16 protein-coding genes and 1 pseudogene are annotated in these 19,423 nt (G+C 72.9%); 10 read left to right on the top strand and 7 right to left on the bottom strand.

The features are described from left to right. Positions 1–28: 28 nt before the first annotated feature. Positions 29–1,224 (bottom strand): annotated as a pseudogene (locus ACZ4Z4_RS10555) (macrolide family glycosyltransferase). Positions 1,225–1,303: 79 nt separating this feature from the next. Continuing rightward, positions 1,304–1,957: a CatB-related O-acetyltransferase gene (locus ACZ4Z4_RS10550; protein ID WP_468325025.1), complete on the bottom strand. Its 654-nt coding sequence runs from the start codon at positions 1,955–1,957 to the stop codon at positions 1,304–1,306. A gap of 99 nt (positions 1,958–2,056) precedes the next feature. Between ACZ4Z4_RS10550 and ACZ4Z4_RS10545 the strand changes: the two genes are divergently transcribed. Continuing rightward, positions 2,057–2,683 carry a TetR/AcrR family transcriptional regulator gene (locus ACZ4Z4_RS10545; protein ID WP_468325023.1) on the top strand — a complete coding sequence of 209 codons (627 nt, stop codon included), beginning with the start codon at positions 2,057–2,059 and terminating at the stop codon, positions 2,681–2,683. A 110-nt stretch (positions 2,684–2,793) separates the two neighbouring features. Then, positions 2,794–3,345 carry an AAA family ATPase gene (locus ACZ4Z4_RS10540; protein WP_468325763.1) on the top strand — a complete coding sequence of 184 codons (552 nt, stop codon included), beginning with the start codon at positions 2,794–2,796 and terminating at the stop codon, positions 3,343–3,345. Positions 3,346–3,374: 29 nt separating this feature from the next. On the opposite strand, the gene ACZ4Z4_RS10535 is transcribed toward ACZ4Z4_RS10540, so the two are convergent. The 4 genes from ACZ4Z4_RS10535 to ACZ4Z4_RS10520 all read right to left on the bottom strand — a co-directional run bounded on the left by ACZ4Z4_RS10535 (position 3,375) and on the right by ACZ4Z4_RS10520 (position 8,928). Further along, entirely contained in the window at positions 3,375–4,724 is a 1,350-nt protein-coding gene (locus ACZ4Z4_RS10535) for a protein kinase domain-containing protein (protein ID WP_468325020.1), read from the bottom strand. Positions 4,725–4,762: 38 nt separating this feature from the next. After that, the gene (locus ACZ4Z4_RS10530) at positions 4,763–5,692 is read right to left on the bottom strand and encodes a protein phosphatase 2C domain-containing protein (RefSeq protein WP_468325018.1); all 930 of its coding nucleotides are present in this window, start codon (positions 5,690–5,692) and stop codon (positions 4,763–4,765) included. After that, a complete protein-coding gene (locus ACZ4Z4_RS10525) occupies positions 5,689–6,348 on the bottom strand; it encodes a vWA domain-containing protein (protein ID WP_468325760.1) in 660 nt (219 codons plus the stop codon). The genes ACZ4Z4_RS10530 and ACZ4Z4_RS10525 overlap by 4 nt, the downstream gene beginning before the upstream one ends. Positions 6,349–6,477: 129 nt before the next feature. Next, entirely contained in the window at positions 6,478–8,928 is a 2,451-nt protein-coding gene (locus ACZ4Z4_RS10520) for a GTPase-associated protein 1-related protein (RefSeq protein ID WP_468325015.1), read from the bottom strand. Between the two features lie 201 nt (positions 8,929–9,129). On the opposite strand from ACZ4Z4_RS10520, the gene ACZ4Z4_RS10515 reads away from it, so the two are divergent. Genes ACZ4Z4_RS10515 through ACZ4Z4_RS10505 form a run of 3 tightly spaced genes read left to right on the top strand, consistent with a single transcriptional unit; the run spans position 9,130 to position 12,608 of the window. Further along, entirely contained in the window at positions 9,130–9,999 is an 870-nt protein-coding gene (locus tag ACZ4Z4_RS10515) for an alpha/beta fold hydrolase (RefSeq protein WP_468325013.1), read from the top strand. Beyond that, complete coding sequence (locus ACZ4Z4_RS10510) at positions 9,996–11,297, top strand: cytochrome P450 (protein ID WP_468325011.1); 1,302 nt, start codon at positions 9,996–9,998, stop codon at positions 11,295–11,297. The genes ACZ4Z4_RS10515 and ACZ4Z4_RS10510 overlap by 4 nt, the downstream gene beginning before the upstream one ends. Before the next feature lie 48 nt (positions 11,298–11,345). Further along, on the top strand, positions 11,346–12,608 hold the full coding sequence (locus ACZ4Z4_RS10505; RefSeq protein WP_468325009.1) for a DUF1266 domain-containing protein: 1,263 nt from the start codon (positions 11,346–11,348) through the stop codon (positions 12,606–12,608). A gap of 40 nt (positions 12,609–12,648) precedes the next feature. Here ACZ4Z4_RS10505 and ACZ4Z4_RS10500 read toward each other — a convergent pair whose 3' ends face one another. Continuing rightward, positions 12,649–13,035: an SH3 domain-containing protein gene (locus tag ACZ4Z4_RS10500; RefSeq protein WP_468325006.1), complete on the bottom strand. Its 387-nt coding sequence runs from the start codon at positions 13,033–13,035 to the stop codon at positions 12,649–12,651. Between the two features lie 269 nt (positions 13,036–13,304). Here ACZ4Z4_RS10500 and ACZ4Z4_RS10495 point away from each other — a divergent pair, with 269 nt between their 5' ends. The 5 genes from ACZ4Z4_RS10495 (at position 13,305) to rbsD (ending at position 19,247) form a co-directional block, all read left to right on the top strand. Then, positions 13,305–14,375 (top strand): LacI family DNA-binding transcriptional regulator, encoded by a 1,071-nt coding sequence (locus ACZ4Z4_RS10495; protein WP_468325004.1) that lies wholly within the window; start codon positions 13,305–13,307, stop codon positions 14,373–14,375. Next, on the top strand, positions 14,372–15,904 hold the full coding sequence (locus tag ACZ4Z4_RS10490) for a sugar ABC transporter ATP-binding protein (RefSeq protein ID WP_468325001.1): 1,533 nt from the start codon (positions 14,372–14,374) through the stop codon (positions 15,902–15,904). Before ACZ4Z4_RS10495 ends, ACZ4Z4_RS10490 begins: the two co-directional genes overlap by 4 nt. Then, on the top strand, positions 15,894–17,840 hold the full coding sequence (locus tag ACZ4Z4_RS10485; protein ID WP_468324999.1) for an ABC transporter permease/substrate-binding protein: 1,947 nt from the start codon (positions 15,894–15,896) through the stop codon (positions 17,838–17,840). Before ACZ4Z4_RS10490 ends, ACZ4Z4_RS10485 begins: the two co-directional genes overlap by 11 nt. A gap of 85 nt (positions 17,841–17,925) precedes the next feature. Then, positions 17,926–18,861, top strand: a complete 936-nt coding sequence (locus tag ACZ4Z4_RS10480; RefSeq protein ID WP_468324996.1) for a ribokinase — start codon at positions 17,926–17,928, stop codon at positions 18,859–18,861. Beyond that, on the top strand, positions 18,858–19,247 hold the full coding sequence (gene rbsD / locus ACZ4Z4_RS10475; protein WP_468324993.1) for a D-ribose pyranase: 390 nt from the start codon (positions 18,858–18,860) through the stop codon (positions 19,245–19,247). Before ACZ4Z4_RS10480 ends, rbsD begins: the two co-directional genes overlap by 4 nt. The last annotated feature ends 176 nt before the right edge of the window (positions 19,248–19,423 follow it).

The following is a 19,423-nucleotide window of genomic DNA, read 5'->3' as shown; positions in this document are numbered from 1 at the left end:
GCGTGTGCGCCGGGACAGCGGCAGCGCTTCAGAGTGCGGGGCCCTCGGCGGCGGCCAGCATGTCCTCGATGAGGTAGGCGGCGCGCGGGGTGCCGCCCTCGGCCCGTGCGGCGGCCTGCAACTCCTTGGAACGGTCGGCGCGTTCCGGGTCGGTGAGCAGGTCGTGCAGCGCCGCGCGCAGGGTCTCGGCGGTGGCGTCAGCGGTGTCCACGCGGCGGGCGACGCCGAGTTCCACGAGGCGGTCGGCGTTCATGAACTGCTCGGCTCCCTGCGGCACGGCGATCATGGGAACGCCGGCGAGGAGCCCTTCGCCGCAGCCACCCATGCCGGCGTGGGTGACGAAGGCGTCGGCCTGCGCCAGGATCGCCCGTTGCGGGACCCAGGAGTGCACTTCGACGCCGGGCGGGATGGTGCCGAGCTCCTCGGGGTCGGTGTACTTGCCGATCTGGAGTACGACGTGCCAGCCGGGCAGGTCACCGAAGGCCGCGATGCACTGGCGGTAGAACGCGGGCTGACGCGTGTATGCCGAGCCGAGCGAGATCAGCAGCACGTTGTCCGCGGTCGCCGGGCGGGTCCAGCCGTCCGGGTCCGCCCGGGTGTCGAAGCAGGGGCCGACGAAGGTCACCGTCTCGGTGTCGACTCGATCGGCGTGCGGCTGCATCGCTCGCGGGATCAGGGCGAGGGCCCGGGCGGGCGGCCCGGAGAACGTGTCCACGTCCGTGGTGGTCGCCCCGCAGTCGGCGAGCCACCGTGCGAACCTGTCCCGGTACGCGTCGGCGCCGGGCAGCTTCCGCAGGTGCGCCGCCACTTCCTCCTGGTAGCCGTCCCAGCCGACGAACGTCGGGGACAGCTGCACGAGGGACGGCCCTGCGCTTCGGCGAGGGCGCGCGCGGCATAGGCACCGATGTCGTAGAGGTACAGGTCGGCGGGATCGTCGTCGTAGGCGGCGTGCAGTTGCGGGAGCGCCTGGACGGCGTCGTCGAGGAAGAGGCTCGCCGCGGCGATGGGATCGGCGGGCCAGGCGTTGTCCTCGACGGGCAGCGTGGAGGTGCAGGGCACCAGCTCCGCCCCGGCGGACTCGATCCGGTCGGCCACGAACGGGTCGTTGGCGTAGGTGACCCGGTGCCCGCGGGCCACCAGCTCACGGATGAGCGCGAGGCTGGGCAGGACGTGGCTGACGACGGGGACGCCGACCATCGCGACATGGGCGCGGCGACGGGACATGGTCGATCACTCGTTTCTGGCGCGGGACGGAGCGGACGGTGTGCGGGACGGGAGCGGGTGGTGTGGCGCGGCCACGCCGTCAGTCCTTGTCGATCTGCGCGGCGGCCTCCTCCAGGTCGTCGACGCTGCCCGACATGATCGTCCGTACGTGCCTGGTGATGTGCCGCACGGGCCAGTCCCACCACGCCACGGCGAGGAGCCGGTCGACGTCGGCGGCGTCGTAGCGGGTGCGGATGAGCCGGGCGGGGTTGCCGCCGACGATGCCGTAGTCCGGGACGTCGCCGGTGACCACGGCGCCGGCGGCGATGACCGCGCCGTGGCCGATGCGTACGCCGGGCATGACCGTGGCGCCGTGGCCGAACCACACGTCGTTGCCGACGACCGTGTCGCCCCGGCCGGGCAGGTCGGTGATCAGGTCGAAGTGGTCCGCCCAGGAGCCCCCCATGGTGGGGAACGGGAAGGTGGAAGGGCCGTCCATGCGGTGGTTGGCGCCGTTCATGATGAACCGGGTGCCCGTCCCCAGCGCGCAGTACTTGCCGATGACGAGCCGCTCGGGGCCGTAGTGGTACAGGACGTTGCGCGTCTCGAACGCGGTCGGGGCGTCCGGATCGTCGTAGTAGGTGAAGTCACCGACCTCGATCAGCGGTGACGTCACCAGCGGCTTGAGCAGGACCACGCGTGGATGCTCGGGCATCGGGTGGAGCACGGTGGGGTCGGCGGGAACGGTTGGCATCGCGGAGGCAGCCCCTCTCTCACGGAGACAAAGCGACATCTGTCGCGTTAAGATGCTGACACAGCCCTGCCGCCTTGATCAACCGGATACTGATTGCCGATGACAGACCCACTGGACACGACGCCGGACCGCCGTCCGGGCGGTCGCACCGCCCGCGTCCGCGCCCAGGTGCTCGACGCGGTGCGCGCCGAGCTCGCCGAAGGCGGTCACGAAGGGCTCACGATGGAGGGCGTCGCGACGCGCGCCGGAGTGCACCGCGCCACGGTCTACCGGCGGTGGCGCGATGTCGGCGGCCTGCTCGCCGACGTCATCGACGCCGCCGGCGAAATCGACTGGCAGCCACCGGACACCGGCTCCCTCCGCACCGACCTGACGGCCCTCAACCAGGAGATCCAGGAATCCCTGCTCGTACGGCCCTCGCTCGCCGTCGCCCTGATGGCCGCCTCGTTCCACTCCGAACAGGCCGCGAGCGCCCAGACGCAGCTGTGGGCGGACCGGTACGCCCAGTGCGAGATCCTCGTCGAGCGCGCCATCGCCCGTGGCGAACTCCCCGCACAGCCCACGGACGCCCGGAGCCTCCTGATCGCCGCCACGGCACCGCTCTACCACCATCTGGTACTCCTGCGCGCCGCCCCGGACCCGCAACTCCCGCAACGGGCCGCGGAGACGGCGGTGCTGGCGGCTGCTGCGGGGGCCTTCTCCGTCGGTCGGGGAGAGAGCGTCTGATCGAGGGGGCATCGGGCCTTGAGGACTGGCTTCGCCCGAGCCCCCGGAGGCATGCTGATCCGATGCGTCGGCCCGACACGCGGGCACGACGACAGGGCGGGGAGGTCGTGTTGCTCGTCTGGGTGAACGGTGCGTTCGGCAGCGGGAAGACCACACTGGTGGACGAGTTGCGCGGGCGCTGGCCCGAGGCGCTGGTCTATGACCCGGAGATGGTCGGCTTCGTGCTGCGGGGGATCGTGGAGGTGCCGACCGGCGACTTCCAGGACCTCAAGCTGTGGCGACGGCAGGTCGCCGACCTGGCGGTGGGCCTGGTCCAGGAGTACCGCCGCCCTGTTCTGGTGCCCATGACCTTGGTGAACTCCGGGTACGTCCGGGAGATCTTCGACGCGTTGAAGGACGCGGGCATCCCCCTCCACCACTTCTTCCTCAAGGTCTCCCGAGAGGTCCTGGAGCAGCGGATCGACGGCCGGAGCTTCACGCCGGACGACCCCGAACAGGACGAGCGGACTCGACGCTGGTGCAAGGGCAGGATCGAGGCGTGCATGGCCGCCGCCGACACCCTGCCCGGCGACACGGTGTTCCTGGACGGTGAGCTGAGTCCGCAGAGGCTGGCTGACCAGGTGTTGTCCCGTATCAGCCAGCCCTCACCCGGGAGGCGGTGACAAGGCCCCAGCCGGGGAACGGCGTCGTCTCACTCCTTCACCACCGCCTCCGTCCCGCCGCCGAACTCGATGAGGAGGCCCGAGCGGAGGGCGATGGTTTTGCCGGGGTCGACGTCGCGTACCGTGCCGTCGTCCTTGCGGGCCGTCCAGACGGTCTTTGTGCGGTTGGTGAGGCCGAAGCGGCCGCGCTGCTGGGGGTGTTCGGTGACCTCGCCGACCACGGCGGAGAAGTCGTGGCGGTCGGGGTCGTCGCGCAGGTGGTGGGCGTAGACGCGGGCGCTCGGCGCGAGGCGGATGCCGCGCCTGGTGCGGAGCGAACCCGTGCCGGTGACCAGTTCGAGGCGGGGCGGCAGCGTCAGGGTGGTGCGGCACTTCCAGCAGTTGGGGGGCGCGCCGTCGGGCTGGGTGAGGTTCTGCTTGCCGCAGGCGCCGCACTGCGTGATGGCGTCGAGGACCTGGCTGAGCGCGTCGCGCCACACCGTCTCGCGCACCCGCTGCGTGGGGTTGCTCAGACCCGTGGTGAACGTGTGGACGAACAGGTCGCGCAGGATCTTCGGCAGCGCGCCCCACGTCGCCACGACGGTCGGCTGCTCGCCGGGCACCGGGCGGTTGCGGGTGTCGTTCGGGTCGTAGACGAAGACCGGGTCGGTGCCGTACAGCCGGCGTTTGGCGGCCTCGTCCATGCAGCGGATGTTCAGGGCGAGGGCGCCGTTGAACGGGTGGTCGTTCATCAGGAGCAGGAAGAGCAGCACGGCCAGGGAGTGCAGGTCGGTCTGGGTGCCGGGCTCCTTGCCCTTGTCGCCGCGGACCAGCTCGGGCGCCATGAAGTCCATGGTGCCCGCGACGGCGGCCTCGGCGCCCTCCACGACGGCGTTGTCGTTGTCGCAGATCAGGACGTCACCGGTGCGCGGGTCGAAGAAGATGTTGCCCCAGTTGATGTCGCGGTAGGCGATGCCGCGGGAGTGCAGGGCGCGGTAGGCCTCGACGGTGTGCAGCGCCACCGTGACCAGGGTGCGCATCGTCGCGGACGCCACCGACGGGTCGCGGCGGAACAGTGCGGGCAGGTCGCAGAAGCGTGCGGGGCGTACGTCCATGAGGTAGCCGAAGCCCGGCTGCTTGCCCTCGGGGTCCATGACGATGGAGCGGGGCCACAGGAAGCGCGGGTCGTCCCAGCCCTTGGCGATGAGCCCTTCGAGGATCTCCCGCTGGCGGGCGTCCGCCAGCTGGGGGTAGTACCACTTGACCGCCCGGTCCCCGGTGGCCGTCTGGACGCGGTAGACCTCGCCCTGGCCGCCCGAGCCGAAGAGGTCGGCGACCTTGAGCTTCTCCCCCGACTCGGCCACCAGGGTCTTTCCGGCGGCGAGCATGCCGTTCACCATGCTGTTTCTGTTCCTCTCTGCCGAAGGTGCCGCTGCCTTCAAGGCTGCTGCCCTTGCGGTTCGTCGGTGCGCTGTGGGGGCACCGCTATGGCGCCCACGAGGGTCGTGTCGTCCCCGGAGTACTTGGCGGCCCGCCCGAGCCAGGCCGGGAGCTGGGCCTGCACCGCCGCCACGCCCTGGCCGGCGGCGCGGTCGCCGAGGCCGGTGGCGAAGTCCAGGAACCCCTGGTGGTCGGCGAAGCTCTTGGAGAGCCCGTCGGTGGAGAGCAGCACGCACGGCGGCGCGCCGCCCGTGAAGGGCTGCCAGTGCGACCGCATCTTGCGCCAGGGCTCCGGCTCGCAGAGCGAGTCGGTCTCGTCGCCCATGTCGGGTCCGGTGGAGAGCGGGGTGTGCGGGACACCGCGGTCGTCGACGAGCACGATGTCACCATCGCCCAACTGCCAGCAGAACAAGGTGTGTTCGGTCAGTACGGCACCGATGAGGGTGCTGCCGTACACGGCGAGGTCCGGGGTCCGCGGTCGCTCGCCGCGGCCGGCCAGGGCCCTCGCCGCGAGCGGCCGCGCGCCGTGGGCGGGCGAGTTGCTGTCGTACAGGGCGGCGCGCTCGCGCCAGCGGTGCCCGACCTGCTGCGGCAGCCGCCTCGCCTCCTCGCGCAGCGCGGGCCACCCCGCCGCGTCACCGCCGACGCGTGCGGCCTCGCGCGCGAAGGGCTCCGCGCACCGGGTGAACTCCTCGACCGCCCAGGAGGCGCCGAGGTCGCTGCGGAAGTGCGCGGCGCTGCCGTGCCCGTCGGCGACCGCGAGGACGGCCGCGCGGCCCCCGGCCACGGGCAGGGCGGCGCCGCGGTCCTGGCTGTACTTCTTCGCCACTCCCTTGACCGCGCCGCTGAGCAGCGCCCAGGGCCCGGCCGCCGCGGGCCCCGGGCCCGGCCCCGTCCCCGGCTCGGTCGTCGTCTCCGCTCCGGTCACCAGATGTCGTCTTCGCCCTTGGTCATCGACGGCACGTCGAGTGGCGTCGCGGGCTTCGCGCCGTCGTCGACCTTGGGGGTGGAGGCGTCCTTGACGACCGCGGTGGACATCCAGCGGATGGCGGCGGCGAGCTGGCGCGGGTTCTTCGCCTGGAGGGGCTCCAGCTCGGGGTTGCCGAGGAACTCCTTGAGCATGCTCTTGTCGGCGTCGTCACCGATGGCCACCGCGACGCGGACGGCCCGCTTGCCCCACGGTGTGGCGTCGATGGCGCGCAGCCCGGCGCGCCAGTCGTCGGTGGGCTGCCCGTCGGAGGCGAGCGCGAGCACGGGTGGCAGGGCGCGCTGGGGCATCGGCGGGGTCTGGAGCGCGCCGGCCGCCAGCTTGAACGCGGCGCCCATGTCCGTGCCGCCGTAGATGTGCACGTCCTCCCAGGTGAAGCGGTCGACGGGGGTGGCGTCACCGACGTGCCAGCTGGCGCCGCTGGCGAAGGTGATGGCGCGGACGAGGAGGGACGCGGCGGGGTTGGACTGGGCGGCCTGCTGCATTTCGGGGATGGCCTCACGGATGGCGAAGTTCAGCTCGCCGATCTTGCCGTTCACCCCCATGGAGCCCGAGCAGTCGAGCATCCAGATGAAGTGCACGGGGCGGCTCGCCATGCTGCCGCCGGGGAAGTTGTCGACGACGGTCTCGCTGGTGTCGCTCACACTGGTCCTTTCGTGGGGTGTCGGTACTCGATCGATCGGCTCTGTTTCTCGAGCGACGGTCAGCTCTGCCGCCGGCGAGGGTCAGCTCTGCTTCTGGGCGACCCGGTGACGCCATGCCGTCCATTCCTGTACGTCCTGCCCCTCCCGCTGGAGGACGGTGGCCACCTGCCCGAGGTGGTGGTGGTCGAGGTGCGCGAGGACGGGTGCGAGGGCCCGGTCGAGCAGTTCGGCGGCGACCTCGCGCCAGTCCGCGCTGACGCCGTGCCGCCGCCGGGGCCGCCAGAGGTGGTAGTACGCCGCCAACTCCGCGGGCCTGCCGGGCAGTTCGCGTACGAGACGGTCGCGGTTCCGCTCGTCGAGGAAGTGCGCGCGGTAGGACCGCAGCAGGTCGGGCCCGGCGGCGACGAGGATCGTCAGTCCGTGCTCGCACACGTCGAGCGGGTTGGCGCCGGCGAGGGCGCGGCCCACCCGCTCGTCGACCCCCTGCCGCAGGACCGTGCCGAGCGGCGGCACCTTCCGGCCGAGCTCGCGCAGGCGTCCGACAGAGCTCCTGGTCACGGCGAGCCGCCCGTCGGCGAGGTCCTGGGCGGTCACGAGCAGGTCGGCGGTGTCGCGGTCCTGGGCGCCCAGCTTGCCGTCGTGGCGCATCTCCCGCGCGAACTCCACCAGTTCGAGGTCGCAGCGGTCGGGTTCCTTGAGCCAGCCCATGACGCGGCGGCCGAGGTCCGCCTCGATGATCAGCCGGGGGGTGCAGACGCGGGCCACCCGGGGCTGTTCGGCGCGGTCCGGCGGGTCGTTGCGCCACACGATGCGCCAGAGCAGGCGCAGGGTCCTGATGTCCTCGACCCGCTGCCCCGCGAGGAGTTCGGTGAGCCGCTCGAAGAGTTCGGCGCCGCGCAGCCGGTCCGGAGGGCCGCTCCAGTGGGCGGCGGCCGCGGCGAGGCGGACGGTGAGCGGCGCGTCGTCGATGTTGCGCCGCAGCCAGTCGCCCTGGGGGGAGTCGGCGAGGGCCCGCAGGCGGTCCAGTTTGCGCTCGGTGAAGTCGGCGATGAGCAGCCGCAGCACGCGGCGGGTGAAGGCGACGCTGTCGAGTTCGGTCAGGACCTGGACGGCCTGTGCGCAGTCGCGCCGCTCGGGGTGGAGCAGGGCGTCGGCGAGGCGCTCCATGGCCCTGGCGAGTCCGGCGCCGCCGTCGGCCCCCACGGCGAGGGCGAGCCGCAGCGGCTCCGTCCAGGTGGAGATGGGGTCGCGGAGCCTGGCGCGCAGGGCGTCGTCGGCGCGGTCGCCGTACGCCTCGCGCAGTTCCCGCCAGGCCTCCTGGCCGAGCGGCAGCCCTTCGAAGGCGGCCAGATCGGGCAGGGTGCCGCGGCCGCGGGACGCGTCGAGGCGGTGTCTGACGAGGGCGAGGGCGAGGGGCCGGGCGGCGAGGGCGTGGTCGCCGTCGAGTCCCCGGCAGAGCCTGTCGAGTTCGTCGAGGGTGCGGGGGCCGGCCTCTCCCCTGGTCACGCTCTGAGTGAGGGCGTCGATGACGGCGCGCAGCGAGTCGCCGCCGAGCCCGGCGAGTTCGGCGCCGGAGAGGGTGCCGCAGGAGGTGTCCGTCCCGTCGGCGCCCGTCGCCGCGGCGTTCCCTCCGGAGATCAGCGGGATGAGCGCGAAGGGGCCCTCCGGCCGTGCGGCCGCTCCGGGGGCGGGGCGCGGCGGGTTGCCCGCGAGCCAGCGCTCGGCGGTCAGGCGGGCCCAGGCGTCGGGTTCGGCGGGCGGGCTCTGCGGTCCGCCCGTGCCGTCGTGCACGCGGTAGAGGTAGGTGACCGTGGCGTCGTCGGAGCGGTCGAACGCCGTGTCGGGTCCGGTGCCGATGATCTGCTGCGGGGCCCGGCGCGGGTCGGTGGTCCAGGTGGTGAACGTGAGCGCGGCGACGTACTCCTCGGGCAGTGACGCGCAGGCCAGCGCGATCCAGCGGGCGACGGTCTCGGAGTCCTCCTCCACGAGGACGATCTGCCGTCCTGCGGGGTCCTCGAAGAGCCGGCGCACGTCGGTGAGGAAGGGCGCGACGCGGTCGGCGCGCTCACGGGCGAAGGCGACGAGCAGCTCCCGGTCGAAGTGCGCCTCGGGAACGGGCAGTTCGGACTCGACGAACCCGGCGCCGAGGGTGTCGCCGGCGTCCGTCTCCCAGCCCGCGGAGCGCCAGGTGTCGATCGGCCACACGGGCCCGGGCCCGGGGGTGTCGGCGCTCAGGTGCAGCGCTTCCACGCGGCGGCCGGGGAGCGCGGCGCACAGCAGCCGGCCGCCGTCCGGGAGCAGGCTGTAGCTCAGCTCGGTCCCGGCGCCCATGACGCGCGTGACGACGGCACGCAACGCGCTCGCGTCGTCGTGCCTGTCCTCCTGGGCGTCCCCGCCCGAAGACGCGTACGACGTGTCCCGCGCCTCCGCGTGCGGTCGCAGCCCACGCCCGTCGGGGTCCGCGGGGACCAGGAGGAGGGTTCCGGTGTCCGGCTCGTGACCGAGCCGGTAGCTGAGGCGACGGATGGCCATGCCACATTCTGACCAACCGCGGCACCGGCCCGCAGGCCGTCCGCCAAGTTCACCCCCGCCCCACGGACGGGCTCCTCGCGCCCGCTCGAACACCGGCGCACCCGGCGCGTGCCCTTGCGCGGCATCGCGGTTGGGGACACCGTGGTCACGGTCCCGCACCGACCGGTGCCGCCCGGGACCTCCCCGGCGATCGGAGTCGCTGTGCCTCCTTTCCTGCTCCCCCACACCCTGCTCGGCGAAGGCCCGCACAAGGTGATCGCGGTCCACGGCTGGTTCGCCGACCGCTCGGCGTACGGGCCGGTGCTCGCGGACCTGGACGGCGCGGCGTTCCAGTACGCGGTGGTGGATCTGCGCGGGTACGGTGAGGCGAAGGACGCCGTCGGCGCGTACACCACGAGCGAGGGCGCCGCCGATGTCCTCGACCTGGCCGACGGGCTCGGCTGGGAGCGGTTCTCGCTGATCGGGCACTCCATGGGCGGCAGCGTCGCCCAGCGCGTCCTGGCCGCGGCCCCGCACCGGGTGCGCCGCCTCGTCGGGGTGTCGCCCGTGCCCGCGCACGGGCTGCAACTCCCACCCGAGCAGTGGGAGTTGTTCGCCTCCGCCGCGCACACCCCGGAGCACCGCCGCGCCATCCTCGACATCACCACGGGTGGCGTACGTCCGCGGGCCTGGCTCGACCGGATGGTGCGGCGCTCCCTGGAGGTCAGCGACGCGAAGGCGTTCCGCGCCTGGCTGGACTCGTGGGCGAACGACGACTTCCACAGCGAGGTCGAGGGTTCACCCGTGGCCGCGCTCGCCGTCACCGGGGCGCTCGACCCCGCCCTGTCGGCGGAGCTCATGCGCCGCACGTGGCTGCGCTCGTACCCGCACGGCGAGCTCGCGGAGCTGCCGGGCGCCGGGCACTACGCGATGGACGAGGTGCCCCTCGAACTGATCCGCACGGTGGAGGACTTCCTGCGCGCGGAGGGCGACACCGGCGCGGACTACGACGCCGGTGCGGGCGGTAGCGCGGGCCTGGGCGGCTCCCGGGGCGGCGGCGACGGCAGCAGCGCCGACGGCGTCGGCGCGTGAGCGTGCGCGACGCTCCCGCGACGACGCCGCCCGTGCCCGACGTCTTCGACCCCCGCCTGTACGCGGAAGGTGTCCCCCACGACCGCTACCGCATCCTGCGCGACCACCATCCCGTGGCCCGGCAGGCGGAGCCCGCGGTGCTCGGCTGGCCCGCGGGCCCGGGGTTCTGGGCGGTCACCCGGCACGCGGACGTGGTACGCGTCCTGAAGGACCCGGCGACGTACTCCTCGTATCTGGGCGCCACCCAGATCCGCGACCCGGCCCCGGACGACCTGCCGTTCATCCGGCGCATGATGCTCAACCAGGATCCCGCCGCGCCGGGCGGCGCGGGCCCGGGCGACCACGGGCGGCTGCGGCGGCTGGTCAGCCGCGCGTTCACCCCGCGCCGCGTCGAGCGCTTCGAGGCGCGGGTGCGCGAGCGGGCCGGGACGCTCCTCGCGGCCGCCGTCGCCGAGGCCCGCGCCGGTGACGGCACCTTCGACGTCGTCACCGCCGTCACCGACGAGTTCGCCCTGCTCAACCTCGCCGACCTGCTCGGCGTCCCGGCGTCCGACCGCGGCCTGCTGCTGCGCTGGACCCAGCGCGTCATCGGCTACCAGGACCCGGACGAGGCGGCGCCGCCCGTGCCCGGCCCGGACGGCGAGCCGGTCAATCCCCGCTCGCCCGCGATGCTGCGCGACATGTTCGCGTACGCCGGGACGCTGGCAGCGCACAAGCGCGCACACCCCGGCGACGACGTGCTGACGACGCTCGCCCACGACCCCGAACTCACCGCTGCCGAGCTGGAGATGTTCTTCTTCCTCCTCACCGTCGCGGGCAACGACACCGTGCGCAGCGCGGCGCCCGGCGGTCTCCTGGCGCTCGCAGAGAGCCCCGGCGAGTACGCGCGTCTGCGGGCCGGCACGGTCGCCACCGCCACCGCCGTGGACGAACTGCTGCGCAGGCACCCGCCGGTGCTGAGCTTCCGGCGGACGGCGGCCCGCGACACCGAGCTGGCGGGCACGCGCATCGCGGCCGGGGACAAGGTCGTCGTCTTCCACGCGTCCGCCCACCACGACGAGCGCGTCTTCACCGACCCGCACCGCCTGGACCTGTCGCGCGCGCCCAACCCGCACGTGGCCTTCGGTGACGGCCCGCACGTCTGTCTGGGCGCGCACTTCGCGCGGCTGCAACTGCGCGTGTTCTACGAGGAGTTGGCGCGCACCCTGCCGTCCCTGCGGCTCGCGGCACCGCCGCGCCGGCTGGTCTCGCACTTCATCAACGGCCTGAAGTCGCTGCGTCTGGCGGCGCCCGCGTAAGGTTCAAGATCGCAGAACCAGCGCAGCGCCGAGCGGAGAAGCACGCCCATGCACGACGACGAGCTCCACGACGAGGTCTTCCCCGACTTCCCCGCACCGGAGGACGGCAGCCTCTGGCAGGCGCCCGCCGATCTGGAGCAGCACCTGTACGAGTTGTGCCAGGAGGACGACGCGTACGGCTACTTGCGGGCGATAGCCGTCGAGGGCCTGTACCGCCCGGTGTCGGCCACCGGCACGGAACGGGGCGCCACCGAGAGCCCGTTGCTCACCGTCGACCTGCCGGACGGCAGGAAGGTCGCGCAGGTGTACACGGCGGGTGTGCTGCCCCGCCCGCACCCCGCGGTCGTCTACGAGTACGTCACGCTGGACTCGCTCGCCGCCGGCTGCCCGGACGATGTCGACTTCCTCGTCGTGAACGCGGCGACGCCGTGCCAGCAGTTCTATCCGACCACCGACGACGAGCGGGACGTCTGGTCGGACCTGCACGACAGGCACCACCGCTCCGACGGCCTCGCCAACCGCATCGACACCCGCCGCACGAGGACGCCCGAGCCCGGCAGCGCACTCCTGCACGGCCTCGCGTGCGGCGCGCACCTCTGCTTCACCAACGGCGACGCGTGGAACACCGTCGACTGGCACGGCGCGGGGTACCACAACGAACTCGACCGGCTGGCGGAGTGGTGGGGCGTCCACGACCGCGACGACTGGCTGTCCCTCCAGGAGCGGCTGCTCACCCGTGACGTCAGCCCCTGGTACTGGGACTTCGTCCTCGACGCCCGCACCGCCCTGATCCGGCGGCACGGGCCCCGCGTCGACCCGGAGCTCTGGCGCGACGGGGTGGAGGCGGCGCTGCGCCACCGCGTGGTGGAGACCGGCGGCCCCGAGGAACCGCACCGCCCCGGCGAGGACGCCGAACTGGACCAGTTCGTCGCGCACTTGCGCGGCCTGGTCGGCAAGGTGCTCCGCTACGAGGCCCGCTTCCGCGCCGACGGACTCCTGCCGCCCGACGGGCACGTCGCCACCGTCGCGGCCTGGGACGTCGGCCGCGCCTCGAAGATGGCGCGCTGGGGCCGCGGCGCCCGGTACGCCACCCACGCGGAGCTGATCAGGGCCCTGGAACGGGCCTCGGACGCCGCGCGCGCCGCGTACCCCTCCTGGGAGACGTTCTCCGCGGGCTACGTCCTGGGCCGCTGCCTCCACTTCGACGAGGAGTCGTTCGGCTCCTGGTACACGGACGTGCTGCGCGCCCACCGCGCCCTGACGACGGACCCGGACAGCCCGTGGCTCACGGTGCCGTTCCGGCGGGCCTGAACCACAGCGCCCGGCCTCGCCCCGCGCCGCGGCCGCCGCGTCAGAAGCCGCAGTGCACGTTGCTGCCGAAGTCACTCATGGTGTCCGTACGCAGCCAGCCCTGGACGCCCGTACGGGTGTTGCGCGCGTACGTCCACGCGGTCCGTGTGTCGCCGATCCAGGGGCCCCAGGTGTAGCAGTGGTAGTCCAGCTTGTCGCCGCGCGCGGCCAGGCCGTTGGACCGGCACCCCGTGCTGGAGCCCGAGCGCATGTTGGCTCCGTTGGCGGTGGCGCGCCAGGTGCTGTTGTCCCGGTCGGGGGCCGTCTTGCCGCACGGAGCGGTGGCGTGGGCGGGCGCCGCGGTGACGACGGGCGTGAGCACGGCCGCCGCGACGGCGAGTGTGGTGGCGAACGTGGTGGCACATATGCGTGGCCTGGAAACGCGCATGACTGATTCCCCCGGTTCATGGACTCGTCGACGGCCCGGCACGGCAGACCGCCGACGAGCCGTCGATTCGACTGGGCAGGACTCTACGGACGCCTCGTCGGGCGTACGTCAACCCAGCGGTGCAAGTCCGCGTAAACCTCTGCGGTACGCAGGCACACCCCCGGCAACCATCACGATCAGGTCTCGCCGCCCTCCAGCCCCTTGTCACGGCCTCGTGTAATCGTTTCCAATCCTCCGTGTAATCGATTCCACAAGGAGGTGGACCGACGATGACCCCGAGTTCGGTGAGCATCAAGGACGTCGCGGCCGAGGCCGGCGTGTCCGTCGCCACCGTGTCGCGCGTCCTGAACAGTCACCCCTCCGTCAGCCCCGCGTCCCGCGCCCGGGTGGTCGCCGCCGTCGAGGCGCTCGGATACCGGCCGAACGCCGTCGCCCGGTCCCTGCGCACCGACCAGACCAGCACCCTCGGGCTTGTCATCAGCGACGTGCTCAACCCGTACTTCACCGAGCTGGCCCGGTCCGTCGAGGAGGCCGCCCGCGCGCTCGGCTACAGCGTGATCATCGGCAACGCCGACGAACGGCCCGAGCTCCAGGACCACCACGTGCGGACCCTGCTCGACCGGCGCATCGACGGGCTGCTCGTGTCGCCCACCGACGGCGGCTCGCCGCTGATGCTCGACGCGGTGCGGGCCGGCACCCCGATGGTCTTCGTGGACCGGTGGATCCCCGGCGTGGGCGCCGACGTGCCCGTCGTCCGCTCCGACGGGCGGCAGGCCGTCCGCGACCTCGTCGCCCACCTGCACGGGCTCGGCCACCGCAGGCTCGCCATCATCGCGGGCCCGGCCGCCACCACCACCGGCAGCGAGCGCGTCGAGGCCTTCCGGGACGCGCTGCGCGAGCACGGCACCGCGCTGCCCGACGCGTACATCGGGCAGGGCGACTTCCAGGCCGACAGCGGGCGGCGTGCCACCGAGCGCTTCCTCGCCCTGCCCGAGCCGCCCGACGTCGTCTTCGCTGCCGACAACCTGATGGCGCTCGGCGCCCTCGACGCGATCCGCGCGCACGGCCTGCGGGTCCCGCACGACATCGGGCTAGCGGCCTTCGACGACATCCCGTGGTTCGTGCACACCGACCCGCCGGTCACCGCGATCGCCCAGCCGACCGCCGACCTCGGCCGGGCCGCCGTGCGCGCGCTGGTCGACCGGATCGAGGGCAGGAGCCCGCAGTCCGTGACCCTGCCCGCCCGCCTCGTCGTCCGCCGGTCCTGCGGTGAGGCCACCGGCGCGGAGGCCGCTGCCGGTGAGGACACTTCCGTACGAATCCGAAGGAGCAACCCGTGAGTGACCAGAGCGAGTTGCTGCGCATCGAAGGCATCCGCAAGACGTTCCCCGGCGTCGTCGCCCTGGACTCCGTCGACTTCGATCTGCGCCGCGGCGAGGTGCACGTCCTGCTCGGCGAGAACGGCGCGGGCAAGAGCACCCTCATCAAGATGCTCTCCGGCGCCTACCGGCCCGACAGCGGACGCGTCTTCGTCGAGGGGCGCGAGGTGCGCATCAACGGCGCGCAGGACGCCGAACGGCTCGGCATCGCCACCATCTACCAGGAGTTCAACCTCGTCCCCGACCTGACCGTCGCCGAGAACATCTTCCTCGGGCGGCAGCCGCGCCGCTTCGGCCTCGTCGACCGGAAGAAGATGGAGTCCGACGCCGAGGAGCTGCTGCGGCGGGTCGGTGTGCAGGTGTCGCCGCGCGCCAAGGTGCGCGAACTGGGCATCGCCCGGCTCCAGATGGTCGAGATCGCCAAGGCGCTGAGCCTGGACGCGCGGGTGCTCATCATGGACGAGCCGACCGCCGTCCTCACCTCCGAGGAGGTCGACAAGCTCTTCCGGATCGTGCGCACGCTGCGCGAGGACGGTGTCGGCATCGTCTTCATCACCCACCACCTGGAGGAGATCGCGGCGCTCGGCGACCGCGTCACCGTCCTGCGCGACGGCCGCAGCGTCGACCAGGTGCCCGCGTCGACCGACGAGGACGAGCTCGTACGCCTCATGGTGGGCCGCAGCATCGAGCAGCAGTATCCGCGCGAACGCCCGGACCGGGGCGAGCCGTTGCTGCGCGTGGAGGGTCTCACCCGGGACGGCGTCTTCCACGACGTCGGCTTCGAGGTGCGGGCCGGTGAGGTCGTCGGCCTCGCGGGTCTGGTGGGCGCGGGCCGCACCGAGGTGGCACGGGCCGTGTTCGGCGCCGATCCGTACGACGCGGGGACCGTCGACGTGTGCGGCGAGCGGCTGCCCCGGCACGACGTGAACGCGGCGATGGGCGCGGGCGTCGGCCTGGTCCCCGAGGACCGCAAGGGGCAGGGGCTGCTCCTCGACGCGTCGGTGCGGGAGAACCTCGGTCTGGTGACGCTGCGCTCGGCGACGCGCACCGGGCTCGTGGACCTCAAGGGGCAGCAGCGGGCGGCCGCGCGGATCGCCGAGCAGCTGGGGGTGCGCATGGCCGGGCTCGGCCAGCACGTCCGCACGCTGTCCGGCGGCAACCAGCAGAAGGTCGTCATCGGCAAGTGGCTGCTCGCCGACATCAAGGTGCTCATCCTCGACGAGCCGACGCGCGGCATCGACGTCGGCGCGAAGGTCGAGATCTACCAGCTCATCAACGAACTCACGGCCGCCGGGCACGCGGTGCTGATGATCTCCAGCGATCTGCCCGAGGTGCTCGGCATGAGCGACCGGGTCCTCGTCATGGCGCAGGGCCGGGTCGCGGGTGAGCTCACGGCCGAAGAGGCCACCCAGGACGCGGTGATGGCGCTCGCCGTCACCGCCCCGGCGGTACGGAACGAAGAAGAAGCGGAGGGCTCCCGTGGCCACTGAAACCCTGAAGCGCGACACGGGTGGCGCGGCCTCGCTCCGCCGTGTCCTGCTCGACAACGGCGCGCTGAGCGCACTGATCGTCCTGGTCGTGGCGATGTCGCTGCTGTCCGGCGACTTCCTCACCACCCAGAACCTGCTGAACGTGGGCGTGCAGGCCGCGGTGACCGCGATCCTCGCGTTCGGCGTCACGTTCGTGATCGTCTCGGCGGGCATCGACCTGTCGGTCGGCTCGGTGGCCGCGCTGTCGGCCACCGTCCTCGCCTGGACGGCGACCTCGGAGGGGCTGCCGGTCTGGCTCGCGGTGGTCTTCGCCGTGGCGACCGGCATGGCCTGCGGCTTCGTCAACGGCCTGCTCGTCTCGTACGGGAAACTCCCGCCGTTCATCGCGACGCTCGCGATGCTGTCGGTGGCCCGCGGCCTCTCCCTGGTGATCTCGCAGGGCAGCCCGATCGCGTTCCCCGACTCGGTCTCGCACCTCGGGGACACGGTGGGCGGCCGGCTGCCGGTCCCGGTGATCGTGATGGTCGTGATGGGGCTCGTGACGGCCGTCGTCCTCGGGCGTACGTTCATCGGCCGCTCCATGTACGCGATCGGCGGCAACGAAGAGGCGGCCCGCCTGTCCGGCCTGCGCGTCAAGCGGCAGAAGCTCGTCATCTACGCGCTCTCCGGCCTGTTCGCGGCCGTCGCGGGCATCGTCCTCGCGTCCCGCCTCGTCTCCGCGCAGCCGCAGGCCGCGCAGGGTTACGAGCTCGACGCCATCGCCGCCGTCGTCATCGGCGGCGCGAGTCTCGCGGGCGGCGTCGGCAAGGCGTCCGGGACGCTCATCGGCGCGCTGATCCTCGCGGTGCTGCGCAACGGCCTCAACCTCCTCTCCGTGTCGGCCTTCTGGCAGCAGGTCGTGATCGGTGTCGTCATCGCGCTGGCGGTCCTCCTGGACACGCTGCGGCGGCGGGCCGGGGCGACGCCGGGCGCCTCGTCGGGTGCGTCCGGAGGGGTACGGGGCAAGGGGCCGCAGGCGGTGAAGTACGCGGTCGCCGCCGTGGTCGTGGCCGCCGTCGTCGGCGCGGTCTCCCTCTTCAATTCGGGCTCCTCGGGCACGAGCACGAAGATCGGCATGTCGCTCTCCACCCTCAACAACCCCTTCTTCGTCCAGATGAAGGAGGGCGCGCAGGCCGAGGCCGAGAAGGCGGGCGTCGACCTGACGGTCACCGACGCGCAGAACGACGCCTCCCAGCAGACCAACCAGTTGCAGAACTTCACCGGCGAGGGCGTGAAGTCGATCATCGTCAACCCGGTGGACTCCGACGCTGCGGGCCCCGCCGTGCGCGGCGCCAACAAGCAGGACATCCCGGTGGTCGCGGCCGACCGCGGCGTGAACAAGGCCAAGACCGCGACGCTGGTCGCCTCCGACAACGTCGCGGGCGGCAGGCTCGCGGCGAAGACGCTCGCCGAGAAGCTGGGCGGCAAGGGCAAGGTCGTCGTCCTCCAGGGCACGCCCGGAACCTCCGCCAGCCGCGAGCGCGGGCAGGGCTTCGCCGAGGGCATCAAGGCGTACCCCGGCATCGACGTCGTCGCCAAGCAGCCCGCGGACTTCGATCGCACCAAGGGCCTGGACGTCATGACGAACCTCATGCAGTCCAACAAGGGCGTGAGCGGCGTCTTCGCCGAGAACGACGAGATGGCGCTCGGCGCGGTCAAGGCGCTCGGCGACAAGGCGGGCAAGTCCGTCCCCGTCGTCGGCTTCGACGGCACGCCGGACGGGCTCAAGGCGGTCGAGGCGGGCACGCTGTACGCGTCCGTGGCGCAGCAGCCCAAGGAGCTCGGGAAGATCGCGGTGCGCAACGCGGTGCGGGCCTCGCAGGGCAAGAAGGTGCGGGGGACGGTGAAGGTTCCGGTGAAGGTCGTCACGGCGAGGAACGTGAAGGACTTCTCCTGACCGACGGCCGCCGACCACGCACCGGCGGCCGCACCGAGTACCGTCAGATCTGCACCTCATCGTACGAAAGCAGGAACAAGCACCCATGAACGACGACTACGAGCTGCTGGTCGTGGGCTCCGCCAACGCCGATCTGGTGATCGGCGTGGAGCGCCGCCCCGCGCCCGGTGAGACGGTCCTCGGCTCCGACCTGGCCGTGCACCCCGGCGGCAAGGGCGGCAACCAGGCGGTCGCCGCGGCCCGCCTCGGCGCCCGCACCGCCCTGCTCGCCCGGGTCGGCGACGACGCCCACGGCACGCTCCTCCTGGACGCGCAGCGGGCGGCCGGCGTGGACACCGTCGGCGTCCTGGTCGGCGGCGCGCCCACCGGCGTCGCGCTGATCACGGTCGACCCGTCGGGCGACAACAGCATCGTGGTCTCCCCCGGCGCCAACGGCCGCCTCACCCCCGAGGACATCCGCGCGGCGGGCAGCCTGGTGTCCGCGGCGCGGGTGGTCTCCAGCCAGCTGGAGATCCCGCTGGAGACGGTCGCCGAGGTGGTGCGCGCCCTGCGCCCCGGCTCCCGCTTCGTCCTCAACCCGTCGCCGCCCGCCCCGCTGCCCGACGAGGTCCTCGCGGCCTGCGACCCGCTGGTGGTGAACGAGCACGAGGCCCGCGTCATCCTCGGCGACGACGCGGGCGACTCGCCCGAGGAATGGGCGCGCGGGCTGCTCGCGCTCGGCCCCCGCTCGGTCGTGATCACTCTGGGCGCCGAGGGCGCGCTCACGGCGGAGGGCTCCGCCGAAAGCCCCGTGCGGGTGCCGAGCCCGAAGGTCGACGCGGTGGACACGACCGGCGCGGGCGACGCCTTCACGGCGGCGCTCGGCTGGCGCCTCGGCCTCGGTGAGGATCTGCCGACGGCGGCCGCGTACGCGGTGCGGGTGGGTTCGGCGGCGGTCACGCGCAAGGGTGCGCAGGACTCCTACCCGACGGCGGCGGAGCTCGCCGAGACCGTTCCGGAGGAGGAGGTCCCGTCCCCGTGAAGAGGTCGGGCATCCTGAACCGTCATCTCGCGGGCGCGCTGGCCGAGTTGGGCCACGGTGACACCGTGCTCGTCTGCGACGCGGGCATGCCGATCCCGGCGGGCCCGCGCGTGGTGGACCTGGCCTTTCGCGCCGGGGTGCCGTCGTTCGCGGAGGTCCTCGACGGGCTCCTCGACGAGCTGGTGGTGGAGGGCGGGACGGCGGCGGACGAGGTGCGGGCGGCGAATCCGGCGGCGGCGCGGCTGCTGCGGGAGTGCCTGCCGGCGCTCGACCTCGTCCCGCACGAGGAACTCAAGCTTCGCTCGGCCGCGGCTCGCCTGGTGGTCCGCACCGGTGAGGCGCGGCCGTACGCGAATGTACTGCTGAGGTGCGGGGTGTTCTTCTGACGGCTCCGGCCGACGAAGGCGAGCTGTCCGGTATCCGAACGCGGCTGACCGTAATGTGACCGGTTTCCGCTCTTGACGGTAGGTCGTCCCACCCTCAACATCAGGCAACGCACAGCTCCAAAGGCGCCCCGCGGCACCCGCGTCGCAGGGCGCCTCGCACGTTCCGTCCCTCTCGC

Source organism: Streptomyces sp. NPDC030245 (genome assembly GCF_055572995.1).
Note: the sequence above shows the minus strand (reverse complement) of the source record. Positions and strands in the feature narration are given on the sequence as shown.

Excerpts from the sequence above, each read along its gene's own strand:
- ACZ4Z4_RS10550 (WP_468325025.1), bottom strand. The coding sequence starts at position 1,957 with ATGCCAACCGTTCCCGCCGACCCCACCGTGCTCCACCCGATGCCCGAG.
- ACZ4Z4_RS10545 (WP_468325023.1), top strand. The coding sequence starts at position 2,057 with ATGACAGACCCACTGGACACGACGCCGGACCGCCGTCCGGGCGGTCGC.
- ACZ4Z4_RS10535 (WP_468325020.1), bottom strand. The coding sequence starts at position 4,724 with ATGGTGAACGGCATGCTCGCCGCCGGAAAGACCCTGGTGGCCGAGTCG.
- ACZ4Z4_RS10525 (WP_468325760.1), bottom strand. The coding sequence starts at position 6,348 with ATGGCGAGCCGCCCCGTGCACTTCATCTGGATGCTCGACTGCTCGGGC.
- ACZ4Z4_RS10520 (WP_468325015.1), bottom strand. The coding sequence starts at position 8,928 with ATGGCCATCCGTCGCCTCAGCTACCGGCTCGGTCACGAGCCGGACACC.
- ACZ4Z4_RS10505 (WP_468325009.1), top strand. The coding sequence starts at position 11,346 with ATGCACGACGACGAGCTCCACGACGAGGTCTTCCCCGACTTCCCCGCA.
- ACZ4Z4_RS10500 (WP_468325006.1), bottom strand. The coding sequence starts at position 13,035 with ATGCGCGTTTCCAGGCCACGCATATGTGCCACCACGTTCGCCACCACA.
- ACZ4Z4_RS10495 (WP_468325004.1), top strand. The coding sequence starts at position 13,305 with ATGACCCCGAGTTCGGTGAGCATCAAGGACGTCGCGGCCGAGGCCGGC.
- ACZ4Z4_RS10480 (WP_468324996.1), top strand. The coding sequence starts at position 17,926 with ATGAACGACGACTACGAGCTGCTGGTCGTGGGCTCCGCCAACGCCGAT.